Raw genomic sequence first — 26,903 nt, forward strand, 5'->3', positions numbered from 1 at the left:
ATCTGACTATTTAAGTGTAAGAGATAACACACAAATAAACTTTAAGGGGTAAGCTCACTTCTAAAATTGGTTTTTTCTTCTAATTGAAAAACTAATTCTCTCCTATCAATGCGATGATTTTCGTCAGGTGCTTTCCCTTCAACTGTAATTTTTAATAACTGTGGCTCATGATTCAATTTTAAGGATAGTAATTTGAAGGATGTTGGGGCAATAATTTTCTTCTTAATTAAGCGTGTCAATGGCCTTGCCCCCTTTTTGACATTAGTTCCGTTAGCAATCAAATAGTCAATCACCTCAGGGTCATAGCTAAGCTCAATATCTTGTTGATTTAACTTACTCTCAAACTCTGCTAACTTTGTTACTGCTATTTCTCCGATTGTTTCTCTATCTAAAAGATTAAAGACAACTTGATTTTCAATTCGATTTAGAAATTCTGGTCTAAATTCTGTCTGAAGTTCAATATCCATACTAGCTTCAAATTGTTGTCTATCTCTATTTGTTAAGTCTTTAATATTTCCTCTCATTTCCGCTTTATTGATTATCTTTTGAGCACCAATATTTGTCGTCATTATGACAATGACATTTTTAAAGCTAATCTTTCTTCCAGTAGCATCTGTGAGATGACCTGCATCCAAGACTTGTAACAAGAGGTCATGTACCTCTTGTACTCCCTTTTCAATTTCGTCTATTAAGAGGATAGAATACGGCTTTCTTTTCACACCCTCAGTTAAAGTCCCTTTCGATTTCGATTTTCGATCCCCAATCATACGACTGACATCTTCTTTTTGCGAATACTCTGACATATCAAATCTAAGTAAGGCCTCAGGATCATCAAATAAGACTGTCGCAAGGGTATTTGCTAATTCAGTTTTTCCCACACCAGTTGGCCCAAGAAAGAGAAATGAACTGATTGGCTTATCTTCATCCTGTAACCCTGCTTTTGATATAGCTATTGCGTCAACAACTGCATCAATTGCCTGGTCTTGTCCTTTAATTTTTTCTTTCAAACGACTTCTTAGCTCAGATAAACGAAAGCTATCATCTTTTAAAATAGTGGAAATAGGAATGCCAGTTTTTAACTTCAGTATTTCAGCAATTTCTACTTCAGTGACAATCTTTTTCCCCTTACTTGAACAATAAGCTGCTGCTTCATCTAATAGATCAAATGCTTTATCTGGCAAGAATCGATCAGGAACATATCGTACTGAGAGTTGAATAGCTTGCTCAACAGCAATATCAGAAATAGTCACCTGATGAAACGTTTCATAGACAGACTTAGCTTGTGAAATGATTTGAAAGGCTTCTTTAGCACTTGGCTCATTAATCATAATCGGTTGTGTTCGACGTTCAAGAGCCCTATCTTCCTCGATAAATTCATGGTATTCATCTAAAGTTGTTGCTCCAATAATTTTTATTTTGCCTCGAGCTAAAACCGACTTAATAATATTTCCTGCATCTAATGATTGTCCATCTTTACCAGCACCCATAATGGTGTGAAACTCATCTATAAATAATAGATTTTCATCACTAGCAGCAACCATCTCCTCGATGATTCCCTTAAACTTAGTAATGAAATTACCACCCTCTTCATTATTCATTAAACTAGATAATTCAAGAGATCTAACTGTCATACCTTTTAGATGGGCAGGTACTTCATCACGTATGATTGCTAAAGCTATCCCTTCAACTATTGCCGTCTTACCTACTCCAGGCTCACCGACTAAAACTGGATTATTCTTAGACCTACGTTTCAAAGACCGAATAACCATTTGTATTTCTTTATCTCTACCATATACATGAAAGTCTTCTGGTCTTAAAGAAACATCAGCAGAAAGATTATCCGTATAGCGATCTAACATAGGGGTATTGCTATTTTCTTTAGTCACTTATTTCTCCATTCTTTTTTAAATTCATTTGGGATTGAAGCTTCTCCTTGATGGCATCCACAAATTCTTTGGGATTAATTTTCCCTTCACCAATCTGTGTTAGAAACAACTCCCACCCTGCTGTTGTTTCAGGGTTGGAAAAATCATTATCATATAAAAAATCTATTAACAAATAAGCTTTAGAAGTTGGCGTAAATTGTGAAGTCTTTTTATCTTTGATAACATATTCCCTTTTTTGAATTATATTTAACATTTCTGCTCTAGTAGCCGATGTTCCAAGTCCATATTTTGGTAAAATCGTTCCAATAAGCTGATCTTCAGTTATACGTTTAGGAGCTTGAGTTTGCCCTTCTTCAATCGTGATTCTAGAAGTTACCTCATCATCAACTTTGTAATCTGGTAAAATGATATCTTTCTTTAAGGGTTGATTTGATAATTCAGTCCAACCTTTTTTTATCATTTGTCTACCAGCAGCTTTAAAATCTAAACCGTTATTATTCAAAGTAACAGTTGTTAAATGGTAACTACAATCTTCTGCAAACATGAGAAGGGTCCTCCTCGTAATTGCTTCATAGATAAGACGTTCATCTGAAGATAAACTCAGGAGATTTGGAATAGTCTCAGTTGGTACTAAAGCATAGTGACTTGACTTAGCTACTATTTCTCCATCAACATAATTGTCTCTAGGCTCTAAATAATAGGGAGAAAAGTGGCAGTTTATCGTATGTTGATAACGTGCTAAATTATCTTTTAAGTAATTAAATTCATGTTCAGTTATGTAGTTACAGTCCGTCCGTGGATAGGTGACATATTTTTTTAAATATAATCCCTCGATAAGGTTTAAAGTTTTTTCAGCTGAAAATTTCCATCGACTAGAAGCAAACGACTGGATTTGAGCTAAATTAAATAATTTTGGTGACGATCTTCGTTTGATTGCTTTTTCTACGCTTGTCACGATTGAGATTCTATGAAATGCTCTAGATTTTTTTAAAGCTTCTTCACTATTTTGAATCTTGTCATTATTTGAAAAAATAATATTCGTATCTTGATCTTCTAATTTAAATTTATAAAATAGTGACGGTTCAAAATTTGAAATAGCAATATCGTTTTCACAAATTAATCTGACAATACTTGTCTGAACTCGTCCCACTGATAACGTATTTCCTTTTTTTCTTGGTAATTTTCCTTGTCTTTGTAACTCTAATGTTGTATAGGGTGATAGATTCATTCCTACAAGCCAATCACTTTGAGCACGTGCTTCAGCTTCTAAATAGTAATCATAGGTTTCTTGAGGATCCCTTAAGTTTTTAAAAGCTTGTTCTAAACCTTTCTTGCTGAGAGACGATACCCATAACCGATTTGTTATTTTATTTTTTGCATTAGGAATATGCGAAAGTATGGAATAAGCAATACGTTCTCCTTCACGATCTGAATCAGTACCAATAACGATACGATCACACTTAATAACTTCCTTATAAATACGATTGAAATATTCTTTTGATTTTTTATCTTCTTTCAAATGTTGTTTAAAAGATACATCTAAAAGCGGTAATCTATCTAAGCTCCAATTATCCTGAGGCGCTTCATATTCGAATAAATGACCTTCAGAAGCCACAATATGAACTGAACCTTCGAAATAATCTGTATGCTCAACAATAAAGACTTTATCCTTACACACGTACTGACCAAGAGCTTCAGCGTAGTCTTGAGCTTGTTGATCTTTTTCTGCTAAAATAACTGTTAACATAATATTCTCCTTATTTACTATTGTTAGTAGTCTAATCAATAAATTTAATCACTGCATTAAAGGGAAAGGCCCATTCATAAATGAATGGGCCTTTTCGTTATAATTTAATGCCTCTCTTCAGAGGCTGAGAAAAATTTACGGATTTTTTCTGTTTCAAGTTAGGAGACTTTATTGGTAAAGCTTTCTTTTCAACACTAGTTACTATTGTTGAAACAGTTTTATGAACTCGTTTCATTGCATTTTGAAGTCCTTTGTCATCCAATTTTTTGAAGTTATTAGTCCAATTAGCCATATAAGAAATAGCTTCCTTTGATGTATCTAAACCAAAATGTTTTGATACTAGGTAACTAGACATTTCGGCTTCAAATTCTTTAGTAGAAGTTGGCAACAACTGACTCCCCTTAATAAACTTTGGATTATGTAAGGAGGCGTGAGCTAATTCATGAATAGCAGTTGCAATTTGTTCTCCAGGAGTATTTTTAGAATTTAATAAAATACGCTGTTCAGCTGGAGAAAAAGCACCTTTTGCATTTCCTAAAGAGTTTGTGTGGTCTAATTCCATAGGAACTCCTAATTGTTTAGCATAGTGACTGAGCCCGTCAAAAACTTCCTTAGCTTTTACCTTATCTATATTAAAGTCAAATTGTCTATTAGGCATTGCTTTAGGATAACTTTCATGTTTCAAATTAGTTTGAGAGAGTTCAAATACTTTATAAGTTGTAAACTTACCTTGTCCAGTTTTAAGATCTCTATCTTGAAATTGTCTAACCTGCAGCTCCCCATTGGTGATTTTTTCTTTTTCTTCAGGTGTAGCCTCAGAAAGTGGTTTGAATTTTGGATTTCCTTTACTATTTATTAACTGCTTTCCTTCATCATCAAATACGGGAATCATTTTTACCATTTGGGGTCTAAATAACCGAATTCTTGATTTTTCTCCAGCTGAAACTGAAAGGCTATCGTTAACCACTTCTTTAGTTTTACCAGTTTTCTTATTAGTATAGATATTTTTGGTAACTGTCACATCATCTGGCGTAATACCTAATTGATCTCCAATTTCTTTCCATTGATTAAAAGTTGCCACAGCATTTGCGCCAGGCCATTGAGCCTGAACAAGTGCGACATTTCGAGGTGATAGTTTAGGAAACTGACTCATGAAATTTAGATATTCTTCCAGTTTTTCAGGGGACTCTGTAAAATCTCTAATATTTTGAAGTGCTTTTTCTGATAAATCGTAAGCACTAGCAGTATTATAGTCAAAAGGTGATTCTTCAATAGCTTGTGATTGACTCTCCCTTTCTACAATCTGTTCTACTTTTTGAGCTAGACTCTCCTTAACTGACTGTTTAGCTGTCTTATATGAATGATTAATGTCACTAGTTGAATTATCTTCTTCAGCAATTAACTGCCTCTTTGATAATTCATTTGCTTCAAGTGACAATTCTTCATTGACTTTTAATTCCTCTAGTTGTGATAAGACTTTTTCATCAATTTCAGCAAGTTCTGGTTGTCCTTTCAATCGAGCATAGCCGAGTCCCAATAGTCTTGAAACTGGTTCTGTCTCATTACCCACTGTATAGTTAACATGATCCTTAATGAGTAGATTTTCGGGGCCATAGATATTAAATTCTATCCTAACACGTTCTTTAGTCTCCATTTGATTTTCTTTATATAATAGTGAAACGAACTCTTGATATACAATATTATCCCCAACCTCAAATTTTCTCTCTCCCAGTTTGTAAGCTTGATTAACCTTAACATAATAATCATTAATAACCGAAATTTTTTCTATATTATCATTACCAGTGGCCAATTCAAACTGTTTATCTGAGATAATATTTTGAAACTCTCTACCTTGATCATGAATGTATTGTTCATTAATGGCAATTTGTTCTACTTCACCTTCACGTTCTCGGTAAATTGCAATGATTTCATTTTTATTAGCATGACTAAGTTCATTAACAAGCGAATTTCTAGCTTCCCAAACTGATACTGGCAAAATACCATCTTCTTCAGTAGCTCTAAATAGTAACATAATGTCTTTATCATCGGACTTGATTAAACTATCAAAGCGTCCAGAATAACGATTTATTTCGTCCAAATGATCAAAATAAAATGAGTCTAAACTAAGAGTAACAGGTAAATCAGGTAATACATTAAGTTTTGAGAAAGCACCATCTCCTTGAGAAAGTTTAATATTATCAAAGTCACCGTTACCTTTCGCAAAGTCATAGAGCGTTTTTTCGGGAGTTTGATTTTGACCAAGTGGTTTTATTCCTGTTAAGTGCATAAAATTTTCTTCTTTAAAATGCACTTGAACAATTTTGCCATTAGACGTTACGTAACTTATGGTTGAATTTGCAAGTTCTTTTAAATAGAAATTAGCTGCATCTTGAATTATGTAGCTTCTTCTATTCAGCTTGTCTAAATCATTAGGTGCAATATATGTATAAGATCCATAGTCACTTGACTTGAAGTCCTCTCTTATGCTAAAATGAAGTAAATGAGAGGATAGTGTAGGACGACTGGTAACAGAGCGTTCAAAGGTTTCACTTTGTGGATCAGGTGCGGGACTGCCTTCAGGTTTATCCTGTAAAGACCCCGAACTACCATTGGTCCTCTCTTTTTTTTGTGCCTGAATTTCAGGTGCTTTTTTTGTCTACTTGTTCTTAAATAATCATTCCAATCCGTTTTACTTTGTCCTGGTTGCAGGGGAGGTAAATCCTCTATAAAGATAATCCCTTTAGCTTTCATCTTATTTAAGAATTCAATACCTGCTCCATCATTATCAATCGCAAAGGTAATTTTCCCTTCGTTTTGAATATTGTTAAAATAACCTTTCTCTAAAGCAATATCTAAACCTTTTCCAAGTTCTTCAGTTGACCAATTTAAAGGTCTATTAGAGAGTTCTGCTTCTAATTCTGATAAATGACGTCCTACAGTCGACTCTTTTAAACCATTCATTGAAACTAATCGCACATCATTTAGCTCATTCTGATGTACTTCATAATAAGACATTAAATCGATAGGGCTTTCTGTAAAGACTAATCGATTCGGTTTACCAATATCAACGTGCATTCCATTATAAGCTTCAGAATTACGAATAATAGACTTTGCATAGCCACGTTCTGGCCATTTTTCTCTATTCTCATTGATTCCCTGAAGTGTTGCTCCGATCACCTCGCCTGAAGAAGATAAGGTCTTAAAGACAATAACCGGTTCAATACTATTATTCAACTTAGCATTTGCTTGTGCTAAAACTCCCTCATCATGAAAGAAAGATATCGTTTCATCTGATAAGCTACGTTGATTCTTTAGATAATCTCTTCCTTCAAGAAACTCTTGTTCATAAGGCTTTAAATAGTAACTAAAGTTTTCGATTATTTCATTATTACCAATAAATTCCTGAAAAGTTCCATCATTTAAAAAGTCTACAGCCTGATTGAAATTGACCTCTTTTATCATTTCAACCAATGCAATAGCGTCCCCACCTTGGTCACGAGAAAACCATTTCCAAACATTTTTATTTGGTGTAATCACTAGACTATTATGTTCTTTCCAACGATAATCATTTCCAGATTTAACTAGTTCCATGTTTAAAGCTTCAGCAACATCTAAAATGGACCTTGTTCTAGCCTTTTCAACACGTTCTTTTCTGAATTGTTTTCTAGCTTCTGGACTCAATATATTCTGATCTTCCATATAAATTTTTTATCCTTTCTTTAAAAGAGTTCAATTATTGGTTGATAATTTTCCTCGTCATCAACAACAAATTGATGAGAGGATAGAACGATCAGTTCTCCAACAGATAAGAGTTTAAAATCATCTTCATTTGATTCATAGTTAAGAACAACCTCTAAATCAGCGTTCTTTCCACGTCCTTCAAATAAAACGTCTTTTAACTCATCATTAATAGCTTTGATTAACCAAAATTCATTAAAATCAAAGTCTTGCATTTCAACATCTGGAAAAAGTAATTTCATTTGTTTTCCTCCTTGATATTAAGAATAGTAGATATATAAATAGCATGCATTAAGGGGAAAAAAGACAAATAAAAAAGACTACAATTTTTTGTAGTCAATATGTTTAATTAGTGTGGTTTTGAGGTGAAATATAGCTTCTTGTTTTTTGCTTTCTTCTTACCTAAAACTATAGTCCTAATCCTCTTTCCTCCCTCTCAGCTCTTTCATCGCTTCTAATACGTTCTTCAAGAGCTTTTTTATTGCTTCTTCCTGCGCCTCTTAGAACACTAGATAATCCTTTCATAAAATCATTACTGGGCTTAAATGGGACTTTTTCAGTCTGAAGGATTTGTTTTTGTTGGCGATTCTGTGACAATTGTTTAGATACGCTTTGCGCTATCTGGTTTTGACTTTCTTTATCAGGAGGATTTAGCTTTTTATATAATTCTTTTAGTTCTTTAAAGTGAATTGCATTCTGCTGTTTTAGCAACTCACCTGATTGATTATTAGGCGATTGCTCAATTAAGTGATTATTATGATAAATCGTATTCTTTAATTTAAAAATAGTAATTTGATTTCTCAGTTCTTCAATATAGTTACTTTTAGAAACTTCAAAACCTTTTACATATGTCAAAATAGTTTCATCCTTTAAGCTTTCTAATGACTTCATTTCCTTTAATAATTGATTTATGGGTTTTTGAACACTGATGTCATCTGATTTTTTTATTGGATATTGTACACAATTGACATATTTATCACTTAGTTCTTTTTTCTCATTTAGTTCTACTTGGGTCAATTGATAATTGGGCTTTAACTGTAATTCAGTTAGTTTTAGTCTTTCTGTCACTTCTTCTTTTTTGACAGTTAGAAAAGCTTTATCACTATCAATTGGTTGGACAGAATTTAGTAACTGGGAAGTGACTAATAGCATAGCACGTTCATCTTCAATACCTCTTAATTTTAAAGCAAAGCGATAGGTCCCTAATTCCTGTCGCTCTTTTTGATTAGGATTTTCTTTCTTCTTTGCAGCATCCACTAATTGACGTAGTTCATTTGTACTTAGTATTGATAAATCTTTTAAATTTAATTGCTTATTAGCTATATCATGATATACCTGGCTAATATCATAGAATGGTTTTAATGTGTAGCTAACTTCTCCAATACCATTTCCATATTTATCATAAGATTCATACACTGGTTTAGAAATCAGTATTGGCTTAATATCCTTTGAAACTTTAAAGCCCAATTTTTGCCATCCCGAAGCATCCTTTATCACGCTTGCATCTGGACATTGTGATAATATTTTTTCTTGATTTTTGAAAGAAAACTGATCCAAATTTTTTTTCAGCTGAATTGATTGAAAATGCGGGCCCTCTTCTTTAAACTTTGATAGTATTTTATTTCCTAATCGCTCTCTCAACTCATTAATACGTTTGTTTAATAATTCGTCTAAGTCATATCCTTGGGAAGATTCTTCAGAACGAACAGCTTGGCCATTAACATATCGTAACTTATCAAATGTTTGTCCTTTAATTCCTGAATAGGCTGCATCATATGTTTTTAAAAAGGTTACTGTTTCAGATAGATAGTTATCAAATTCAGCTTTTCCCTCATTCATAAGATAAGAATCAATATATCTATTAATAAAGAATTTACTAACCGCAAAATCTTTAGCATTCGATTTGTAGGATACCTTATGATTCGGTAAATGATTAAAAGCTTGTTCCAAAAAATTTTTTTCAGCTGAAGAAATTGCTTGATTTTTATCTAGTACATTTTTCAGAAGATCCGTTTTAATATTTGAAAGAATTTGTTCTTGCCTTAAAATAATTGATCTTGTTTCTTCATTGATCAAACCATTATATATTTCACTTTTAAATTTTTGAATAGATTTTTGGGAGAAGTTCCCCTTATATTCCATCCGTCCTCGAGGGGCGTAAAATATTTTTCTCTGTCTGAGTTAATTTCAGACAAACCAATATGAACATGAATGTTATCTGTATTAAGATGAATGTTTCCCCACCAGAAAGCTGATTCAGATAATCCTTCTTTCTCAATCATCTTTGGCATTGCATCTCTAATCACATTTTTTATTGCTTGTTGGTCAACTTGACCAGTAGCTTTATCATACAGACCTTGACTTTCTAAAAAAGAATTATCAAAAGAAATAACACCCTGCCATAAAAGAGAATTATTCTTATAAGCTTCTTCTAAATTCTGCTTTAATTCAGAAACCTTTCCTCTTTGAAGATAGTTAGATTCTTGGTTAAAGATCGCCGTCACATCTTCATTTTGTTTTTCAGTAGCATATGATCTATTCATGTAATCAATATATTCTTTGAAGTTTAGTTTTTGTTCTGGTACCGTTTCTTGAATTGAAACGAGTTGTTCTTCAGTGATATCCTCAAATGTTTTTTGATCTTTCGTTAAAGCTAACTCATTATTAATTGAAACAGCTTCTGAACGATTGGTATAATCCACGTAACCGCTGTTAGCTTCTGTGTACTGTAACATAAAAGTTATTCCAGGACTTGTTTGTTCACTCAATGTTATCTCCTTCTAATTGATAACTAAATACTAATGAGAATGTTTTTGAGTTTGACCTCTTGCAATATCTGCTTTAATAATATCTTCAATACGAGCAATTAATTCATGTTGTTGAGGATCAATTTTTGAATGAATAGATTCTAAATCTTGAATGTCAAATTGTGTTCCTTTTGAGATTGCATGGAAATTTGTTAGCTCTAAATATTGAAGTAAATCTATTTGTTTTTGAAATGATTTAAGTGTTGACTCCATTCTATTTAGATAATCAAATTGTCCCTTTTGATATTGACCAAGTAACTCAAAGTAATTTTTCGACTCATTTCCCTTGATAAATAGGTCATAAAAAGTAGAAATAATTAGATTAATAATTTGTGAATGATTACGTTCCTGTTTAAATGTCATTTGGCTTGACTTTAAAAATTCTGTAATCTCAGCTAACTGATATATTGTTTCATCAGTTAAATAAACATGTCTTCTATTGCGAATTTCTTGGGCCATTTTTTCTCCTTTAATTTTCCTTTACGGAATATCCTGTTAAATAATTTATTTTGTATCCTGGTTGTACATTAAAAATATAAATATCAAACGATATCTGATTATCTTCCACACTTTGGGCCTCGATACGAATGCCTCTTGCAACCATCTCAACATTTTTAAATAGTGGTGAAACACGATATCTCACATGATGATTTGTCAATCTGATATAGTGAGCCACCATATTTTCATAGTAGACCATTGATGATTTTTCATCTTCAAAGTTTGCGTTTAAATTTTGAGTTCCTGTCATTAAATTTTTAGGATTAGAATTTTCTCCCGTTAATTGATAACCAATGAGATGACATCTATTAAATAGATAGCCATCTTTTCCATTAATAATTATTTTTTTATTCCTAAACCCTGTAGGTGTTACAGTGAGTCTTTCATCTCTCTGAACAGTCGGCATTATTTCTTTACCCAACATCGCATTTGCGACCTGTACACGATTTAAATAATCAAGAGGTGAGAAACTTTGCCATGAATTTTTACTAAGTGACAGTTCTTCTGGTGTAAATTGAGCATGGTCATTTACTTGAATAACTTGTTGTCCTTCAAATTTTTTATTAACCAACTCTTGATTTATTTTTTTATTTTCTGGACTGAGTATTATTTTTTTTTCTTCAGTTGAATTACTTATACCAATCTGACTAGCAAAATCATTATGTGTAAATACTGATACAAGAAATTGTCTACTTCTTGGTTGAACAAAAATAATTGACAAAAAAATAATCATTACAGTAAAAAATTTATTTTTCTTCATCATAGCTCTCCTGCATTTCTTTCTGCAGCTAACGCATCGATATCATCCATAAAATGAAGCCAATTAGTTGTCAATTCTTCAACAATAATTTGTTTATTTTTTAAAGCCAGTTGATTTATTTCAATTCGCTTTTGATTATTTAATATTTCTTTTTGTTGTTCAACTATTTTTTCTAAAGTCTCAGCAAATTTATTTTGATACAAGTTTAAACCGTCATTAATAACAATATTTTCTATTTGAGAAAGCATAAATTCATTAAAGCTTGTAAAATGGTAATCATTTGATTTCATATGAAGTTGATGGAAAGATGATTCAGGAACATTTCGAATCAGGATGTTTTTTTACTCATCTTCTATCTCTCCTTCATACTCCAACCACATTGAGATTTTATCAGCATAGCTATCCATTTGTTTTTCAAATTCTTGAAGTTGTCTAACTTGTTTTTCAGTTTGTTTTAAAATAAAGTTCGAGGATTGATTTATATTTTCCAAGTATGTAATATATAAATGTTCTGCTCTATTTAATTTTCCAACCTCTATTTTTTCTCGACAAATTGAAACTAAGAATTGGTTTAGAGAAGAAAACTTATTTTTCTTTGCAAGTAATTTTAAAAATTCGACTTCCCGTTTTTCGAGACCACGAATTTTTAGTTCCACATTATTATTTAAATTTACCATTTGAAGATTTCTCCATTTTCTAAAATGTAGCACAATAAAAATGCACCCTTCTTTTTTCTTTTCACGAGGAAAAAGCAAAAAGAACCAAAAAATAAAACCTAAACCTCGCAACAGTACGAAAATAAATTTTCTATTTTTGCGGTTTTTTTAACTCATAAACACTAATCGATATAGACTATTGTCTAATCTGTGTTTAAAGTCAAAAAAAGAGCATAAGGGAAACCGATATCCCTAGTCGGGATATGTTGATAGTATCAACGTTTCCAGTGTCCCCAATTTTCTCGGCATAGCCTACCTATGACACACAAGGTGTGTCAGTATAGCACACCCCTAAAAAGAGGTTAGAGCACACCTTTTTTATCCCTATTTTCATATAGCACATCTTTTAATTGATTTATAGCACACTACTTTTTAGGATAAAAATTGGAATTTTTATCAATTTAAGATCAATTCAAAATATTATTGATCACTTTTATCACTCAAATGATCTTCAGCGGGGAAATTTTTTGACTCATTTTTTAGTGTAGCAATTTCTTGTTTTATTGAAGATAAAACTTCTTTATGGGTAATTGTCTTATTCATTTTTCGCTTGAGTTGAAAATATGCTTGACCAATTTTTTGAAAGCTTTCTTCCTCAGCTTTTTTCCTTTCCTCTTCAAGTAGTGCTACTTTTGCTTTTGCAGTTTCAAGATCCGCATCAATTTTTGATAAATCTTTTCTTGCCATTAGTGTTCTCCTTTTTAAAAAATATAGAACTATTATAAGTGATAAATTTTTATTTGGTGTTAAGGGGTAACTTTAGTTTTTCGGTAAAAAATGAACTTCTAGTAGTATTCTCTAGAAGTTCATTTTTTTATTTGATATTAAATTTTTTACGTAATTTAAGAGAAAGTTTAGAGGCATAATAAAAAGTAGCATCAGAATAATTTGTAGAAAGTTTTATCAATCGATGTCCAAAATAGTGCAAACCAAGAGGATAAAGTTGAAAATCTAAATTTATTTTTTGATAACTCCTATTGTAAATTATTTCTCGTTCTATTTTTGTTATATCAAAAGGAATTTTATTAAAGTAAACTTCTTCTAAATGTACTTCATCTAATCTAACAAACTCATGATAGGTATTTTGAACGGCATTTAGATTAATCTTTTTTAAGCGCTCATTAACATCTTGAATCTTAAAATCATTATAGACATTATCTTCTGGCATTCGAGGATCACTTGGTTTGCGAATACCTAAATACGATTTATTTAGAACTTTTTTATAAAGATAATGGTGTAAAAGTTTTGGACTTAAGAAACAGACTAGTATATAAATAATTGCAAAAACACTTGTTAATTGAAGTGCTTTATTCACCAAAGGGACAGTAAGTTGTTGTTCTAATGCAGAGGTAAAAAAATATTTAACAATAATATTTCAAATATTTTTTTTAATGATTTATACTCTCTACCTGGTCTAATTTTTAAAAGTTCTATTACCAAAAGAATGAAAAATATTCCATGAATAAAATGAATTGAATCACTCGTCCGAGCAGCACGACCACAAAGACCAGCGATGCAAATCATTAATAGAATTAAAAAGGTCCATCTAGACAAAAATTTTATGAGCCAATTAAAAAAAATTAGTAATGATAATTGAATTCCTTTTTTATCCTCAGGAATAATCTTTTTTAGTTTAGTTTTCATTTTCAATTCTCCTATGTATTGTAATAATTATTATAATTAAAATAGCAATTAGATATAGTACAGTTAGACCAAGTATTCCCAATAATTTGATAAGAAAAAGCAAAACATATAAAACGTTTTCCATAATTTACCTTACCTCTTAATTCTTTTGAATGGTTACTATTGAACTAGAGAATTCAAAAGTACCATTTTTAACAGCAGCCTCTTTCTTTTTAAGAGACTTAATTTTTTCTTTTACTTTTTCTATATTCTGATTAGCAGTATCAATGGATTGGTTTTTTGACTCCATATTAGAATTGATTGACTCTATATCATTTTGATTCTGAACAAGGTCATCACCTGATAAATATTTAGCCTCATTATTAAGATTTATTTTTGTGCTCTCATCATCAGCAATTGAATTTTTTAGTTTCATAATCGAATTGTTTAGCTTGGTTTTTTGACTTTTTTGAAATACAAGCTCTTTTTTAATTTCTGATAAAGTGAATTGTTCACGTGTGGTATTCTTAATTACTTTAGATTTTAATTCTGGATTCTCCTTAGCTATAAAAAACTGAACTGTACTAGTTGGAGAACTTTGAGCTGATTTATTACTCCTAGCTGAGGATGGAGTCGTATCTAAATCTACATCAACATCTTTAACAACTACTGTTTTATTTTTGATATCGATAGCAAAAGCTTCAAAATCTTTTGGTACATTATGTATGATAACCGATATTTTTTTATCAATGATTGGTACGACGTCCATAGTAGCGTTTAGTGACTTCTGTTTTGAGTAGAGCTTCCATTCTAGTCTATTAGTATCAATCCCACGATCAATATTGGAAGTAGCATCATTCGTTTCAAACTGAAGAACAATAATTCCAGTCTCTGGAGAATAGAGCTGACTAATCAAATTAATTTCACCAGATTCATTTGAAAATATTTGCTTCGTTTTTAATTGATCTGGTGAATAAGTTTTCCTTTCCGGAGATAATATCGCTGAAAGTAAGAGACCAATCCACACCGTCATTAAAAGGCTAAAAATGATGAGTTTTCTTTTTATAACATTCTCTTGAAACCAAGAAACAATCCGTTGAATGAATTGGCCAAGTGGACCATTTGTTATGGTCAAAAAAATCTTTTCTATTTTTTCTATCATGTTAATTACACGCTTTCTATAAATAATAAATTAGTGGTAAAATAAAGTAACTACAAGAAGAGGTTCTACATATGAAACACGACCATGCATATTCGAAACATTTCAAAGATGACATATCACCCCAAGAGGCCTATGCCTACTTCCATAAGCGTCCTCTTGATTCAGATGAATTCAGGTGTAATAAAAACTGTGACGTGCCCGTAACCTTAGTCAATGTAAGAAGCTCTCCAGATAAATGGAAGGTTCCTCCATACTTTAAATATCGGAGTGGATATGATGGCAAGCACACCACCTCATGCCCAAATATTTCTAAAATAACTAAAGTTATAAAACGCTCTACTAAGAAAAAAAATACGCATACTTATAAACCTTCTGAAGACTTAATTATCAATTTATCTTCAAGTAACCCAACATCTTATGAAGAAGTTGGAACTTCTCAGAAGAACTATTCAACTGGGAAAAACAGTCAGACATATCAATCTGATTTTGAGTTTCCAACAGTTAAACACCGTTCTACTCGTCTTTCAAAATTATCGTCAACCGTTAACCACTTTCTCTCACATCCAAAAGATATCGTTAATTTCAACGGTACAACTGGACCACTAGATTCTTTCTTTTATGAATTGCGTCACGGACATTACAAGCTATCTTTTGAGGAGAAAATCCATCATGGTAAAGCTAGTGCTAAAAAAGTAAGAAACAAAAATGGTCAACTTTTGATTTTGTTAGAATTTGAACAAAAATGTCAACTTGATGATGCCTATTTTGAGAAACCTGCAGTGTTTATCAATGCGGATGTTTTAAAAGAAAATATCCAGCAACATCAAAAATTATTAAAACATTGTCAATCTGGTGAGCCCTTCCATCTCTATATTTGGGGAAAATTTTTCGTCACTTCAAATTTAAAAATCCATCTCTTAAAAGGAGAGACCCCCGACAGTAATCTTTTAAATAAATTCTATTTAAAAGATTGGTCCGAATAATAGGCCTCTCTTAATTTTTTAAAGTAGCTTTCCCAAATCTCGTAATCATCATTAAATATAAATCTCTTATGATACGGTGTTCCAAGAGAAACCATAATGAAATCATCCACGGACATCCCTAAGAATCCTTCTAACTCTTCAGCTACAGATACTAATGAATCTGCATGGACAATCCATGCTTTTTCTTGGTTCAAAATAAGGAAGTTCTTTTCCTCTCCTGGGGTGAGAAAATCATCTGGATAGCCTTTTCCAATTATTTCTGTCGCTTTATAAGGGGGGACTTTACCGAAGTTTGCGAAGTATTTTGCATCTAATTCTATTATTCCCATTATTGCTCCGTTCTAATTCTTCTTTCTAATTCACTTTCAATCTGCTCAAAGTCTTGCTTGATTTGTTTTATGTATACTTTATCTGAGCTTGCTTTATCTACTGACACCTCAGACAATCTAAACTTAAACTTTTGCATAGATAAATCAAACAAATTTACTGCTACTTCTTTACTTGCAATACCTTTTATAATAGTTCCAAAAGCAGTTTTTAACAGCCTTATTTCAAATTCTTTAGCTAGATTATCAACTTCTAACTCTGTATTTTTAGTTGATAACACTCTGTTTTTTCTTTTAAGGATATCAAAGGCTCTTTCTCGTTCAATTTCACTTGACTCTCTCTTAGCCAACTCTAAAATCACATAGCCATCTTTTAAACCGGTAAAGTCCGATAAAACATAGGTTATTTTTCTAACTATGCATCGATCCGTATATCCTTGTTTTGGATCATATTCTCTCAATAATAATTCATCGCCAACCTTAAAATCTCTATCGTTATAGCGACATTCAAAATTTTTGATACCACTTTTTACCGCTTCAAAATACTGAGGATAACATTTCAGCATATGTTGTCTCATTTGTTTTTCTCCCATTTTTAAATCCTCCTAAAGAGCATCCATCTTCTCTGGAGCGAGTTCCAACGTTAACCATAAAGCTTCATTTTCTGAAATATGACTTAGATGTCCCCCTTCATCGTTAAAACGGTGCAAGGTATAGGTACCATCAGGAAGTTTACCTAAGACAACCATTCCCTCAGTTGTTTTCGCACGCCACAATTCATCATCAAATTGAAAAGCTGTTTCTGCCCACCTACTAATCTTCTTTTTTTGAGTCATTGAAGGCCTCCTTAATCTTTGCTTGGTTTGGTCCAATATGTCCGTTCTCATCCTTATGTGCATACTGGTAAACTTTTGCAAAATTATCCCTGACAACAATGATTGAAAAAGCCTTTTCAATACTGTATTTTTCAACTATTTTTTTACCAGATTTTGAGTCCACATCAACAAAGAATGTTGTAATAGGGATCTTTTTCTTTGCCTTTAAAATAGATGTTTTACTACTTTCACAATATGGGCAGCCTTTCTTGTAACACACAATATTGTAGTTTTTTGACATAAGCACATTCAAATAATCATCTTGTGTCAGCTGATAATCATAATTTTGGCCCAGTTTCAAATAACTCACAAAGCCTAGGATAACCAGCAAGACTCCTATTCCAAAAACAAATATTTTACGTCTCATTTTTTCACTCCTCAATAAAATCAAAAATACTACTCTGAACAAAATGAATTTCTGATTGCTTCTTCACTTCTTCAGTCATCAACTTACACGTCGACATCAACCTACTAAACATCAAAGGATCAAATGAAGGATAAATTTGAACAATTGGCAGAAAAGGAATATGCTCTTCTTTTTCTGTTTTCAAAAACTCCTGGACTTCCTTATCATTTTTTATCAAACCATCTATCCTAATTAATGCAGGAAGTGTTGTTATAACTGAGTTATTCTGATAAAACGTTAAACACACGTCTCCTGCTAGTACTAAGTCAAAATCAGGATGATCAGAATCAATTTTAAAATAGTTAACCTCAGGTTCCTGGCCAAGCCCAGTTAAGTAAAACCCTCTAATAATATAATATTGTTTTCCCATATTCTTCTTCTCCTAGCTCACTTGATGAAAACGATAAGGTGCTGCATAGTATGGTGGATAATTTGTATACTTCTTTGTTTTAGAAACTGGCATAACCAAGTGACAATGGCGTTGCAAATATTGACAGGCTAGTCCTTGACTCTCAAATACAATTAAATGGCCATTTTCATCACTTAGGTAATCTCCTGTTTCAAAGCTAAAAATAATATATTTCATTTTCAAAACTCCTTTTGTTATTAAAATATTTAGTAGTACAATACTAAGAACCTAGTCTAGTATCATAGATATAATGTAATGGCAGTTGACGGGTTTTAATTTTATCCAACATCGCTCTCAAATAATGACAATTGTTTCCTTTGTTTAATTTCATTCTTCATCCTTTCTATTACTTTATAGATATAAGACTTAGGCTCTTCAAAAAAAGTGGCCATATTACTAAAAAACTGTTCTTGACGCTTTTTTCTTACCTGCATAATTGAGATAAATATTGCTTTTACGGAAGCTAATCTTATGCCTCCTTTTCTCCCACTTTTTGTCGTTAAGAAAATCTTTTGTTCTGCCTTAAGTGCTTTTAAAACTCGATCTAGCGATCTCTCAGGGATCGATAATTGCTCTCTAAGAGCCTTTTTTGTCGTCTGAAGAAAAGGATCAGCATCATGATCAAAACCTTCAAGATAGGCCATAATATCAGCTTTCCATTCATGGAGGTGACTATTTTGTCGTACTGACCTTGGTTTTTTGAATTTAGTCCAACCTTGTCTAATAAACAAATCATTGCTAGTAAGGTTTTTATCTACCCATGCTTTACATAATAGTTTTATATATTCTCTACTAGCTGCTTCATATTTTTCTGAATAAGCACTTTGGATTATCTTTTGAAACTCTTGATTTGATAATGGCTCATCTAAATGATTATTAAAGTCACTCAGTGCATCCTCACAGCCTATCTGACTAACCCCTGATGAATAATTGGCCAAAGCCAAAGTGAAAAGAATACTATTTCTTCCCATCAATGCTTTAGCCCCTTTTATGTTTGATTCATTCATCAATAGTTTATACCAGGGCTCATCAATTTGTTTTTTTCCTTGAGTACCTGCAATGATTGAAAGGTTAGCTTTTTTATTGGGATAATTACCTTGTCTGCTTGACCAATCAATCCAGTCTGAAAATGAATAACAATAGGACTCTTCAAAAAACTCAATATTATCAGTTCTCGGAATTCTAGCAATTCCAAAGTGGTTGCATCCCATATCGACAGGTAATAATTGTTCTTTAAAATACTTTCTCAAGTTATCTGAAATAAGTTTTGCCGTTGAAATAGCTTTAAACTGTGTGTGAGATGAGACATATACTGCCGTTTCAAGTACAAAGTATGCCTGATAGCCTTTATCTGTTCTTAAAATCATCGTTGGCATAAAGCCTAAATCAATTGAGGCAGTTAAAATGTCTCCCGAATTAATCTTTTTGCCTTCAGGCGGATTATCAAAGTCGACGTAGAAACAATTAATCTGACGAAGGTTTTTCTCAGCATGACCTCGAGTATATAAACGTCGAGCATCACTATAGGTCCCGTATCGATAAACATTAGGTGTCCAGTGAGTAAACTGAGTGTTGTTCTCTTTAAGTGCTTCAACTGAAGTAATAACAACACCTTTAGCACTGATCATATTTTCTTTTGATCGATAGGCGAAAATAGAACCTTTATTTCCTTCTTCTTGATAATCAAGAGGTTTAAGATGACTATTTTTAAATTTATATTCTCGTAGTCCATCTTTTATAACTAGACTAAAAATTTTATTTAGATTCATATTTTCTTTCTTCATTTATAGCTTCAATCCCGAATTTTTTGGTAAATAATCCTTAGAATCATAGTAACCATTCTTTAAGTCATCTTTGAATAATACAACTATCTTATGGCTTGAAATATGATCCCTTCTGTTCCAATGATTTCTTAAACGCTTCACAGATAATGATACACGTTTTTCAATTTCAGGAAATTTAAAGCCAAGCTTCAAATAAGTATGTACGATTTCATTGAGATACTCTTTATTTTCTGCTCTTCTTGCCCTGGAGCTAATAATGATCTCCTCTTCTACTTCTTCCCTCAAACATTTTTGATATTCAATATATAAGCTACGCATTTCCTCAATTTTATTCTGCCAATGCAGTGAATAGGGTTGGTCAGAATATTTGTTTTTCAAGTGCCTAACAGGCTCTTTAAATTTCATCTGATAGATATCAAACTCTCCAAGATCTGTTAGAGGATCAATAAATCCCATTGGTTCACTATTAATCAATTGTTCATATAAATTATTTTTCTTCATAGCTAATACCATTTTTGAAAAGAAATGAAATTAAATAGTTTCAAACAATGTTAATTGTTCATTAACGATTTCATCAACTGGAGTACAATCATGTTTGATTACTTGAAAAATTTCAAGAGTATCGATGTCCAATACAATTTCAATATTTTCCATGTTCACTTTACCTTTCTAAGTTTTTAAGCGAACAAAAAGAGAAAAGATTTCTCTTTTCTCCTTAATGTATTTACTATTCTAAAAACTCTTACCACTTACATAAGGAGCCAGTGGCTAAAAAATTCATCAGCGATTTTTCAAGAAGTCTTCTAAAGAAGTTGCCGGTCTCCCCAAAACCTTTTCAATATCATTAGAGACTAAAGACAATTCATCTTTGGCAATGGCTGTATAGGTTGAGACCCAGGCATCATACTGCCAGTCTTCAACTGGCCACTGCTTGCGCCACTCATAAGCTTCTTTAAGACCTTCATTGTAATAAGTGACTTCTTTACCTAAATACCGAGTCAATAAGGTAGCCAACTCCTCTAGAGATAGGGCTTGCGGTCCTGTTAAGTTCAAGGTCTGATTTTCCCATTTTGCGGGTTCTTGGAGGATTCTTAAAGCAACAGCTACCACATCTGAACGAAGTACTGCAGAGACTTTTTCTTGCCCTGCTGGACCTCTTAATAAGCTAGCCTGCTCAGCTATTTCCAAAAACATATCCTGATAAAAATTATCCCTCAAAAAGGTGTAGGTAAAGCCCAATTCTTTGATATAAGCCTCCGTCCAAGCATGATCACGCGCCAAGGTAAAGGTTGCATCAGGCCTTGCATTCATGAAGGAAGTGTAAATAATATGCTTGACACCTGCTATTTGGGCAGCACGCAAGAGGGCTTTATGCTCATCAAGTCGTGACAAACTCTCACGAGCCGAAACCATGAATAATACGTCAATCCCAGTCAGCGACTGAATTGTGATTTGTGAGTCATCATAGAAAGATTGAAATATTTCTGCATTATCATATACTTTAGCATTTTGCGGTCGTCTAGCTAAATGACGGCTCTCAATACCTATGTGAGCCAATCCAGTCGCCAAGTAACCACCAAGCTTTCCTGTTACCCCTGTTAACGCAATTTTTTTCATTTTACACCCCATTACCAATAGAGAAAAGTGCTATATCCCATAGCACTTTTGGTAACTAATTATAAGAGAACACTTGCAATGAGCCGATCAAAGCGTCGAATATCAATATCTCTTTTTAATTGAATCTTGATATGGCCAGCTCTTGTCCAAAGTTCCACTTCAGAGTTAAAATCAAAGGTGCCAGCATTTTCAGTAGACCACATATTTATTGATTTATAGGGAAGAGAGTATATTTCTACTTTTTTACCCGTTAAGCCTTGAGCATCTTTAACAATTAGTCTCTTTGACGTGAAAATAGCAGTATCACGTATTGTTTTATAAGCAGCAATTGGTTCTTCACCTGAAACAAGGATGTCACGAACATCATCAGGAATCTGACACTCTGAAACAAAAGTCCATTCTAATGCGGTTAGATCAGTCATTTTTTCTCCTAAGTGATTTTTTTATTTATCATATCACCTTTCATTAGAGTTGACAATAAATTTTAATAGCTTTTGCCACAAAATCAGCTGTCCTTGGTCCGCCCATTTTATCAATATTGTCTTTAAAACGTTGATCGGCCACATACATTTGACCAAGACCGGCTAATATTTCATTGGTACAGGTATAAAAATGATCAGTAATATAATTTTGCAATTTTTTAACCTGAGCTTGTACTTTTTCATGATCAGCTCCTAATTCTCGCATCGCAGCAAATTCTGAAAAAATATCTGTCATCTGATTACTAATCGCTTCAAAATTTATTCTTCCCTTCTTCTGCTTGTATTCCTGATAAGCTTGAGTTGCTCCCCAATGTTCCTTAACTTCAGTTTGGTACTTATCATATTCAGATTGCTCAAAGGTTTCAAATATCATTGCCACTTCTCCTTATTCTAATTGTTTAGCATGAGCTAATAATTTGTTAATCTTTACTTTTTGTAATTCCAGTAATTTAATCTGATTTTTTAGGGATTCCTGCCGCTCATAAGATTGATAATTAAGACTTTAGTTAATGAACTTTAGTGGAAATTCTAATTCTCTAAAAAGCAATATCTCCTGTAATCTTTGCAAATTATCATCACAAATTCTAAAACTTCTACTCAGAATCTTATCATAGTGGTGGAGGGTCTTGATTGTAACACCACTTAATTGACTAACTTCTTTAACTGTTCTCATACTGACCTCCTTTCATTACCTTCGTTAACTTAAGTCTAGTATAAACTATTACCAAAGGTTAGGGCCAGGAGCTTACAAAAATAAACTTGACTCAACCAAGTTTATTTTTTAACATTCTAATGGGGATTCGCCCGAAGGTTTGTTCTAGCAGTTCCGGATTGCCTAGTCGGTAGACTAAATCAGCCTGCTGCGTTGGTTTATCCCAAGGAACGGCACCAATTTTACTTATTAAATTGACTGATTTTTTCAAAATCTTCAGGTGTGCTTGACCATTTTCTGAAAATCCTAAAAGATGGATACTCTCGGGCAGTGGCGCTTCCTGAGCATTAACCAAAATATAAGTCAACAACCGACGAACTCGTGCTTTGGTGTAACGTTTGGTTGCCACCAATTCCACTAACTCCTCCAAGCTCGCTGCGCTCGCAATAGCCGAGCTGATACGACTGGCCATTTCCTGGTTAACCTGCGGAATCTGAGTCAAGTCGGGATGCGTCAGTACCTGATACCTTAAAAGAGGGTAAAAGTTGTTCCAAGACAAGTGTGGTGCTGCTAGAATTAACTCCGCGCTGGGCGTTGCCTGCTCTAAAAATGCTCGGTCTGAAATGTGTTTTCGGATGGCCGTTGCGGAGGCCATAAGCTGATTTTTCTCTTGGGAATGGTATGCGGCGCCCTGCCTTCTGATGGGTTGTAATCGTAAATTCTTGCCCGCGCTAGCCTTTGCGTAGGCCAAAGCCAATATATGATTTGGGGTATTACCTGAAAAATCAATTCCTGTAAAAGTTTCCCACATTTTTTGAGTTTTCTGAGGATAAGAAAGAAAGTTATCTAGCGTTTCTAGATAGGCTATCATCTGCTCAGCTTTTTCTTCATAAACCTTAGCAATCTCACTATAATCCAGCTCTTCTTCTGTACCGAAAGCAAGAGTATCTGCGCCCATTTTAGCAAGAATGTCGACAGCCCCCTGAGCAAAATAATCGGCAGACTGAACAGCCACTTGAAAGGGAAGCTCAACCACAATATCAGCACCATTTTCCAAAGCCATCTGAGCCCGAGCCCACTTATCAACTATAGCCGGCTCACCTCGCTGGACGAAATTACCCGACATAGCCACAATTTTCAGGCCCTCCGCCTGCTCAAGCAGGTACTTATGGCCATAATGAAAAGGATTGAATTCAGCAACAATACCAGTAATAGCCATAAAATCTCCTTAGTTAATTTAAATTAGGATATTGAGTTAATAGATCAGTCAGCATTTGCTGATAGTCATCCGACTTTAAAGTAAAAGAAATATCTTTACTCGGAATTTCAGGATAACGTTTCGTTAAATTTAATTTAGCTAGAACAGTCTCAGTAAATAATGACACAGCTTCAGAACTACCAATTGCGGTAATAAGATTACGGTCAATCTTGCAAACTCTAGGCTGATAATGACTTTCATTTAACCAAGAAAAAGTATCAAAATAATTTCGATAGATGCCACCAGTATAATCATAACCATCTAATAGTCCAGCCTTTGCGAGTATTAATGGTGATGATGAAATTGATGCAATAATAGTCTTATTAAGGGATACTCTTGATAAGGCGTCTATTAAGATTACATCACTTACTGCAGAAAACGGGGCCATACTACCCGTCAATAAAATAAGATCATAGGAGCTCAAATCTATCTCATTTAGGGAGAAATGAGGTATCACTTGAAAACCATCTTCACTTTTGTAAATACTTTTCTGACTAGCAATGATATCAATTTGTTCTTGATATTGCAGAGTCAATTTTGCTGTTAAAGGGGTTATTTCGTATAAGGAAAATTCTGGATAAATCAATAAAGCAATTTTCATCAAAACTCCTAATTTACATGTTTTTTTATTTCTGTGCCACAAAGAACCAACGTTGACTGTTATCAGTTGGCTCCTTATCTTCAAAATCAGCATAGACTTTAAAAGACTTAAAGCCTGCTTGTTCTAAGAGGATATCATAGGTTAAAATGTCATAGGTTCTCTCTTCATGAATTTCATCATGCCTTGAAAAAGTACCATCTGATTCTTTAAGAAAAAAAGTCAATTCGTGAACCACGGAGTGCGGTGCATCGTCTTTATAGCTATCCCAGACCATGGCAAAATCATCTGCATTCTCGTGGTAAGAATAGCCAGGAAAAACTTCATCTGTTTGGTAAGTTGAATGGACATCGAAAATAAAGACCCCCTCAGGATTCAAGCAATCATAAACTTCCTTGAAAACATCACCAACTTCGACCTCATCTTGCATGTAACAGATAGAATCTGAGTAACAAGTGACAAAATCATATTTGCCAGTCTTGGACAAATCCAACATATTGCCTTGCAAGAAACAAATGTCCTTTTTGGCTTCCTGAGCCCTTTTTTGAGCAATGTTAAGCATCTCCTGACTCAAATCAAGGCCTGTCACCTGAAAGCCAGCATCCGCAAATCGTAAGGACTGAATCCCTGTGCCACAGGCAAGTTCTAATAGCTTCTTTTTATGATTTGCTTTTGGTAAATGGCGGAGTGAAAAGTCAGTCCAGAGATCGTATAAAGAATCGTCCATTATGGCGTCATAAACAGATGCAAAAGTTTCATAAGTCGTCATGTAAAATCTATCCTCAATTTTTAAAAAACAGCCCACAACAGACTGTTTATTTTTTATCTTAAACCAATTGACTTGATACATCTACAATAGGTGCATCATGCCATAATTTTTCTAAATTATAGTGGTATCGTTGCTCTTCAGAGAAAATGTGAACAACGACATCATTAAGGTCTAAAAGAACCCACCCTGTTGTGCTATCGCCTTCAATATGGCTGGCATCACCACCAACTTCTTTGACTTTCTCACGAATATTGTCCGCAATTGCTTCCAATTGGCGACTGTTCGTTGCACTTGTAATCACAAAGTAATCTGTCAGACTAGTTAAGCCTTCTAAATCAAGTGCTAAAATATCTTCGGCCCGTTTTTCATCAGCTGCTTTAACGACAATATTTAACAGTTCTTCTTTTTTCATATAAATGTTTGTTCTTTCTTTATTTCATTAATTCTTTGAAAACAAGCACTTTCCTCACATTTCCCCCTACATACTTCCATAAAAGTTCATGAGAAAAGCTACTAGTTATATAGATATTAAACTTCTTTCAAGTAGTGGCAAAAGGCATTATAAGTCTCAATTGTTTGCGGGTATATTGGTACTGCCCTACTTGCTAAATAGGCTACTGTATTAACTGTTTCAAAGGCCACTGCCTTATCTAAACTTTCGTTAGCTATGTGTCTTGCTTGATTAACTAAAGGAAAGTCTCTCCCTTCTTCTATATAGTCAGCTACATAGAGAATTTTGTCAAGTAAAGACATGTCTTTAGCTCCGACAGTATGAATGGCAATTGCTCTTAAAATATCGGGATCAAATATCTGTAAATCTTCTTGAATTTTATAGATACCAACCAAACCATGCCAAACATTATTATTCCACTGTAATAAATCTTGGTCTAAATCATATTTTTTAATTAAATCTTTAAAGAGTTGATCAGGACACTCTTTGGCATAATCATGTAAAAGCGCAGCTAATCCTGCTTTTTCAGGATCGTACTGATTCTTTTCAGCAAGTTTTACTGCTACCTTTTCAACGCCCAGTACATGTTTAAACCTTTTTTCACTCATCTGCGCAGCAATTTTTTCCAAAAGTTGCTCACGCGTGTAAGGAAGATAATCTTGATAACTCATTGATAGAGACCTTCTTTTTGAATGTAATTAAGTACTGATTGAGGCATCAAATAATTTGGTTGACGCCCTTTCTTAATAAAATCCCTAATCATGCTGGATGAAATATCCATTAAAGGTACATCTACCCAAATAACTGGGTAAGAAGTACCAGCCTTGTACTTAGGTCTTTGTACACCTACAAATTGAACCATTTGGACCAATTCATCAATTCGGTGCCATTTAGGGAGGTAATCAACCATATCAGCTCCGATTATAAAATAATAATCAACTTCAGGATTCTTCTCCTTAAGAAGTGCCATTGTATCATAAGTATAGGAAATTCCTTTACGCTCCAACTCAATTGTCTCAATCGCTAAGCCTTTAGCTGAATTAATAGCTAATTTAAGCATTTCTAAACGATATTTTTCATCAATTGTCTCTTTTGTATCAACATGGGGCGGTTTGAATTCAGGCATTAATAAAACCTGATCTAAACCCAGCTGTTGACGTACTTGATCTGCGACTACTAAATGCGCATTGTGAATTGGGTTGAAGTTCCCGCCAAGTATTCCAACCTGTTTTCTGTTAATATCTTTTTTTTCAATTTCTAATTCAACCTTTGTAAAAGGCGTTACGAGTTCTAAAGCCATTATTTCTCCAAAGTCCCAACCTTAAGAATAAATCAAACAAAACAAGTAATATTTTA

Annotated in this window: 30 protein-coding genes and 3 pseudogenes; 1 reads left to right on the forward strand and 32 read right to left on the reverse strand. The window is 33.3% G+C overall.

The genetic code is table 11. The features are described from left to right. Positions 1-41: 41 nt before the first annotated feature. From FGK96_RS07755 to FGK96_RS07810, 14 genes and pseudogenes are all read right to left on the reverse strand, one after another. The gene (locus tag FGK96_RS07755) at positions 42-1,886 is read right to left on the reverse strand and encodes an AAA family ATPase (RefSeq protein ID WP_138082848.1); all 1,845 of its coding nucleotides are present in this window, start codon (positions 1,884-1,886) and stop codon (positions 42-44) included. Further along, entirely contained in the window at positions 1,879-3,633 is a 1,755-nt protein-coding gene (locus tag FGK96_RS07760) for a type IA DNA topoisomerase (protein ID WP_138082850.1), read from the reverse strand. The genes FGK96_RS07755 and FGK96_RS07760 overlap by 8 nt, the downstream gene beginning before the upstream one ends. Positions 3,634-3,730: 97 nt before the next feature. Beyond that, positions 3,731-7,332: pseudogene (locus tag FGK96_RS07765) on the reverse strand (PBECR4 domain-containing protein). A 20-nt stretch (positions 7,333-7,352) separates the two neighbouring features. Further along, positions 7,353-7,613, reverse strand: a complete 261-nt coding sequence (locus FGK96_RS07770; protein ID WP_138082852.1) for a hypothetical protein — start codon at positions 7,611-7,613, stop codon at positions 7,353-7,355. Positions 7,614-7,779: 166 nt separating this feature from the next. After that, positions 7,780-9,447, reverse strand: coding sequence for a hypothetical protein (locus FGK96_RS07775; protein ID WP_420031106.1), 1,668 nt, complete (start codon positions 9,445-9,447; stop codon positions 7,780-7,782). After that, a complete protein-coding gene (gene mobL, locus FGK96_RS10590) occupies positions 9,444-10,139 on the reverse strand; it encodes a relaxase MobL (RefSeq protein ID WP_232045814.1) in 696 nt (231 codons plus the stop codon). The genes FGK96_RS07775 and mobL overlap by 4 nt, the downstream gene beginning before the upstream one ends. A 30-nt stretch (positions 10,140-10,169) precedes the next feature. Next, positions 10,170-10,637, reverse strand: a complete 468-nt coding sequence (locus tag FGK96_RS07780) for a hypothetical protein (RefSeq protein WP_138082854.1) — start codon at positions 10,635-10,637, stop codon at positions 10,170-10,172. Between the two features lie 10 nt (positions 10,638-10,647). Then, positions 10,648-11,436 (reverse strand): DNA/RNA non-specific endonuclease, encoded by a 789-nt coding sequence (locus FGK96_RS07785; RefSeq protein WP_138083520.1) that lies wholly within the window; start codon positions 11,434-11,436, stop codon positions 10,648-10,650. Next, positions 11,436-11,726: a hypothetical protein gene (locus FGK96_RS07790; protein WP_138082856.1), complete on the reverse strand. Its 291-nt coding sequence runs from the start codon at positions 11,724-11,726 to the stop codon at positions 11,436-11,438. The genes FGK96_RS07785 and FGK96_RS07790 overlap by 1 nt, the downstream gene beginning before the upstream one ends. Before the next feature lie 51 nt (positions 11,727-11,777). Beyond that, entirely contained in the window at positions 11,778-12,113 is a 336-nt protein-coding gene (locus FGK96_RS07795; protein WP_138082858.1) for a hypothetical protein, read from the reverse strand. Between the two features lie 459 nt (positions 12,114-12,572). Then, complete coding sequence (locus FGK96_RS07800; protein WP_138082860.1) at positions 12,573-12,839, reverse strand: hypothetical protein; 267 nt, start codon at positions 12,837-12,839, stop codon at positions 12,573-12,575. A gap of 127 nt (positions 12,840-12,966) precedes the next feature. Beyond that, a complete protein-coding gene (locus FGK96_RS10595; RefSeq protein WP_232045815.1) occupies positions 12,967-13,320 on the reverse strand; it encodes a hypothetical protein in 354 nt (117 codons plus the stop codon). Positions 13,321-13,490: 170 nt separating this feature from the next. Further along, entirely contained in the window at positions 13,491-13,796 is a 306-nt protein-coding gene (locus tag FGK96_RS10600) for a hypothetical protein (RefSeq protein WP_232045816.1), read from the reverse strand. Between the two features lie 139 nt (positions 13,797-13,935). Beyond that, on the reverse strand, positions 13,936-14,937 hold the full coding sequence (locus FGK96_RS07810; RefSeq protein ID WP_138082862.1) for a hypothetical protein: 1,002 nt from the start codon (positions 14,935-14,937) through the stop codon (positions 13,936-13,938). A gap of 71 nt (positions 14,938-15,008) precedes the next feature. Here FGK96_RS07810 and FGK96_RS07815 point away from each other — a divergent pair, with 71 nt between their 5' ends. Next, positions 15,009-15,920 carry a hypothetical protein gene (locus FGK96_RS07815; protein WP_138082864.1) on the forward strand — a complete coding sequence of 304 codons (912 nt, stop codon included), beginning with the start codon at positions 15,009-15,011 and terminating at the stop codon, positions 15,918-15,920. Here the strand turns inward: FGK96_RS07815 and FGK96_RS07820 are convergent. The 18 genes and pseudogenes from FGK96_RS07820 to FGK96_RS07900 all read right to left on the reverse strand — a co-directional run bounded on the left by FGK96_RS07820 (position 15,896) and on the right by FGK96_RS07900 (position 26,847). After that, on the reverse strand, positions 15,896-16,249 hold the full coding sequence (locus FGK96_RS07820) for a hypothetical protein (protein ID WP_138082866.1): 354 nt from the start codon (positions 16,247-16,249) through the stop codon (positions 15,896-15,898). The two genes, FGK96_RS07815 and FGK96_RS07820, sit on opposite strands and share 25 nt — an antisense overlap. A 350-nt stretch (positions 16,250-16,599) precedes the next feature. Further along, positions 16,600-16,824: pseudogene (locus FGK96_RS10500) on the reverse strand (DUF3850 domain-containing protein); the annotation flags it as partial. A gap of 27 nt (positions 16,825-16,851) precedes the next feature. Continuing rightward, positions 16,852-17,082, reverse strand: coding sequence for a hypothetical protein (locus FGK96_RS07830; RefSeq protein WP_138082868.1), 231 nt, complete (start codon positions 17,080-17,082; stop codon positions 16,852-16,854). Then, positions 17,060-17,488 (reverse strand): hypothetical protein, encoded by a 429-nt coding sequence (locus FGK96_RS07835; protein WP_138082870.1) that lies wholly within the window; start codon positions 17,486-17,488, stop codon positions 17,060-17,062. Before FGK96_RS07835 ends, FGK96_RS07830 begins: the two co-directional genes overlap by 23 nt. A gap of 4 nt (positions 17,489-17,492) precedes the next feature. Then, complete coding sequence (locus FGK96_RS07840) at positions 17,493-17,897, reverse strand: hypothetical protein (protein WP_006739199.1); 405 nt, start codon at positions 17,895-17,897, stop codon at positions 17,493-17,495. A 12-nt stretch (positions 17,898-17,909) separates the two neighbouring features. After that, positions 17,910-18,113 carry a hypothetical protein gene (locus FGK96_RS07845; protein ID WP_006739692.1) on the reverse strand — a complete coding sequence of 68 codons (204 nt, stop codon included), beginning with the start codon at positions 18,111-18,113 and terminating at the stop codon, positions 17,910-17,912. Between the two features lie 101 nt (positions 18,114-18,214). Next, a complete protein-coding gene (locus tag FGK96_RS07850; protein WP_172601616.1) occupies positions 18,215-19,705 on the reverse strand; it encodes a primase C-terminal domain-containing protein in 1,491 nt (496 codons plus the stop codon). Between the two features lie 15 nt (positions 19,706-19,720). Next, positions 19,721-20,221 (reverse strand): modification methylase Sau96I, encoded by a 501-nt coding sequence (locus FGK96_RS07855; RefSeq protein ID WP_172601617.1) that lies wholly within the window; start codon positions 20,219-20,221, stop codon positions 19,721-19,723. A gap of 30 nt (positions 20,222-20,251) precedes the next feature. Beyond that, complete coding sequence (locus FGK96_RS10660; RefSeq protein ID WP_269472115.1) at positions 20,252-20,374, reverse strand: hypothetical protein; 123 nt, start codon at positions 20,372-20,374, stop codon at positions 20,252-20,254. A gap of 126 nt (positions 20,375-20,500) precedes the next feature. After that, the gene (locus tag FGK96_RS07860; RefSeq protein WP_138082876.1) at positions 20,501-21,337 is read right to left on the reverse strand and encodes an SDR family oxidoreductase; all 837 of its coding nucleotides are present in this window, start codon (positions 21,335-21,337) and stop codon (positions 20,501-20,503) included. Between the two features lie 59 nt (positions 21,338-21,396). Next, the gene (locus tag FGK96_RS07865; protein ID WP_138082878.1) at positions 21,397-21,759 is read right to left on the reverse strand and encodes a PH domain-containing protein; all 363 of its coding nucleotides are present in this window, start codon (positions 21,757-21,759) and stop codon (positions 21,397-21,399) included. Positions 21,760-21,802: 43 nt separating this feature from the next. Beyond that, positions 21,803-22,492, reverse strand: a pseudogene (locus FGK96_RS07870) (MerR family transcriptional regulator). Positions 22,493-22,583: 91 nt separating this feature from the next. Further along, a complete protein-coding gene (locus FGK96_RS07875) occupies positions 22,584-23,690 on the reverse strand; it encodes a nucleotidyltransferase (RefSeq protein ID WP_138082880.1) in 1,107 nt (368 codons plus the stop codon). Between the two features lie 13 nt (positions 23,691-23,703). Further along, on the reverse strand, positions 23,704-24,330 hold the full coding sequence (locus FGK96_RS07880; RefSeq protein ID WP_138082882.1) for a DJ-1/PfpI family protein: 627 nt from the start codon (positions 24,328-24,330) through the stop codon (positions 23,704-23,706). 25 nt (positions 24,331-24,355) lie between these two features. Beyond that, positions 24,356-25,096: a class I SAM-dependent DNA methyltransferase gene (locus FGK96_RS07885; protein ID WP_138082884.1), complete on the reverse strand. Its 741-nt coding sequence runs from the start codon at positions 25,094-25,096 to the stop codon at positions 24,356-24,358. Between the two features lie 58 nt (positions 25,097-25,154). After that, complete coding sequence (rsfS, locus tag FGK96_RS07890) at positions 25,155-25,508, reverse strand: ribosome silencing factor (protein ID WP_138082886.1); 354 nt, start codon at positions 25,506-25,508, stop codon at positions 25,155-25,157. A gap of 116 nt (positions 25,509-25,624) precedes the next feature. Then, a complete protein-coding gene (yqeK, locus tag FGK96_RS07895; RefSeq protein ID WP_138082888.1) occupies positions 25,625-26,218 on the reverse strand; it encodes a bis(5'-nucleosyl)-tetraphosphatase (symmetrical) YqeK in 594 nt (197 codons plus the stop codon). Further along, on the reverse strand, positions 26,215-26,847 hold the full coding sequence (locus FGK96_RS07900; protein ID WP_138082890.1) for a nicotinate-nucleotide adenylyltransferase: 633 nt from the start codon (positions 26,845-26,847) through the stop codon (positions 26,215-26,217). The genes yqeK and FGK96_RS07900 overlap by 4 nt, the downstream gene beginning before the upstream one ends. Between the last annotated feature and the right edge of the window lie 56 nt (positions 26,848-26,903).

The organism is Streptococcus porcinus (assembly GCF_901542335.1).
Lineage (GTDB): Bacteria > Bacillota > Bacilli > Lactobacillales > Streptococcaceae > Streptococcus > Streptococcus porcinus_A.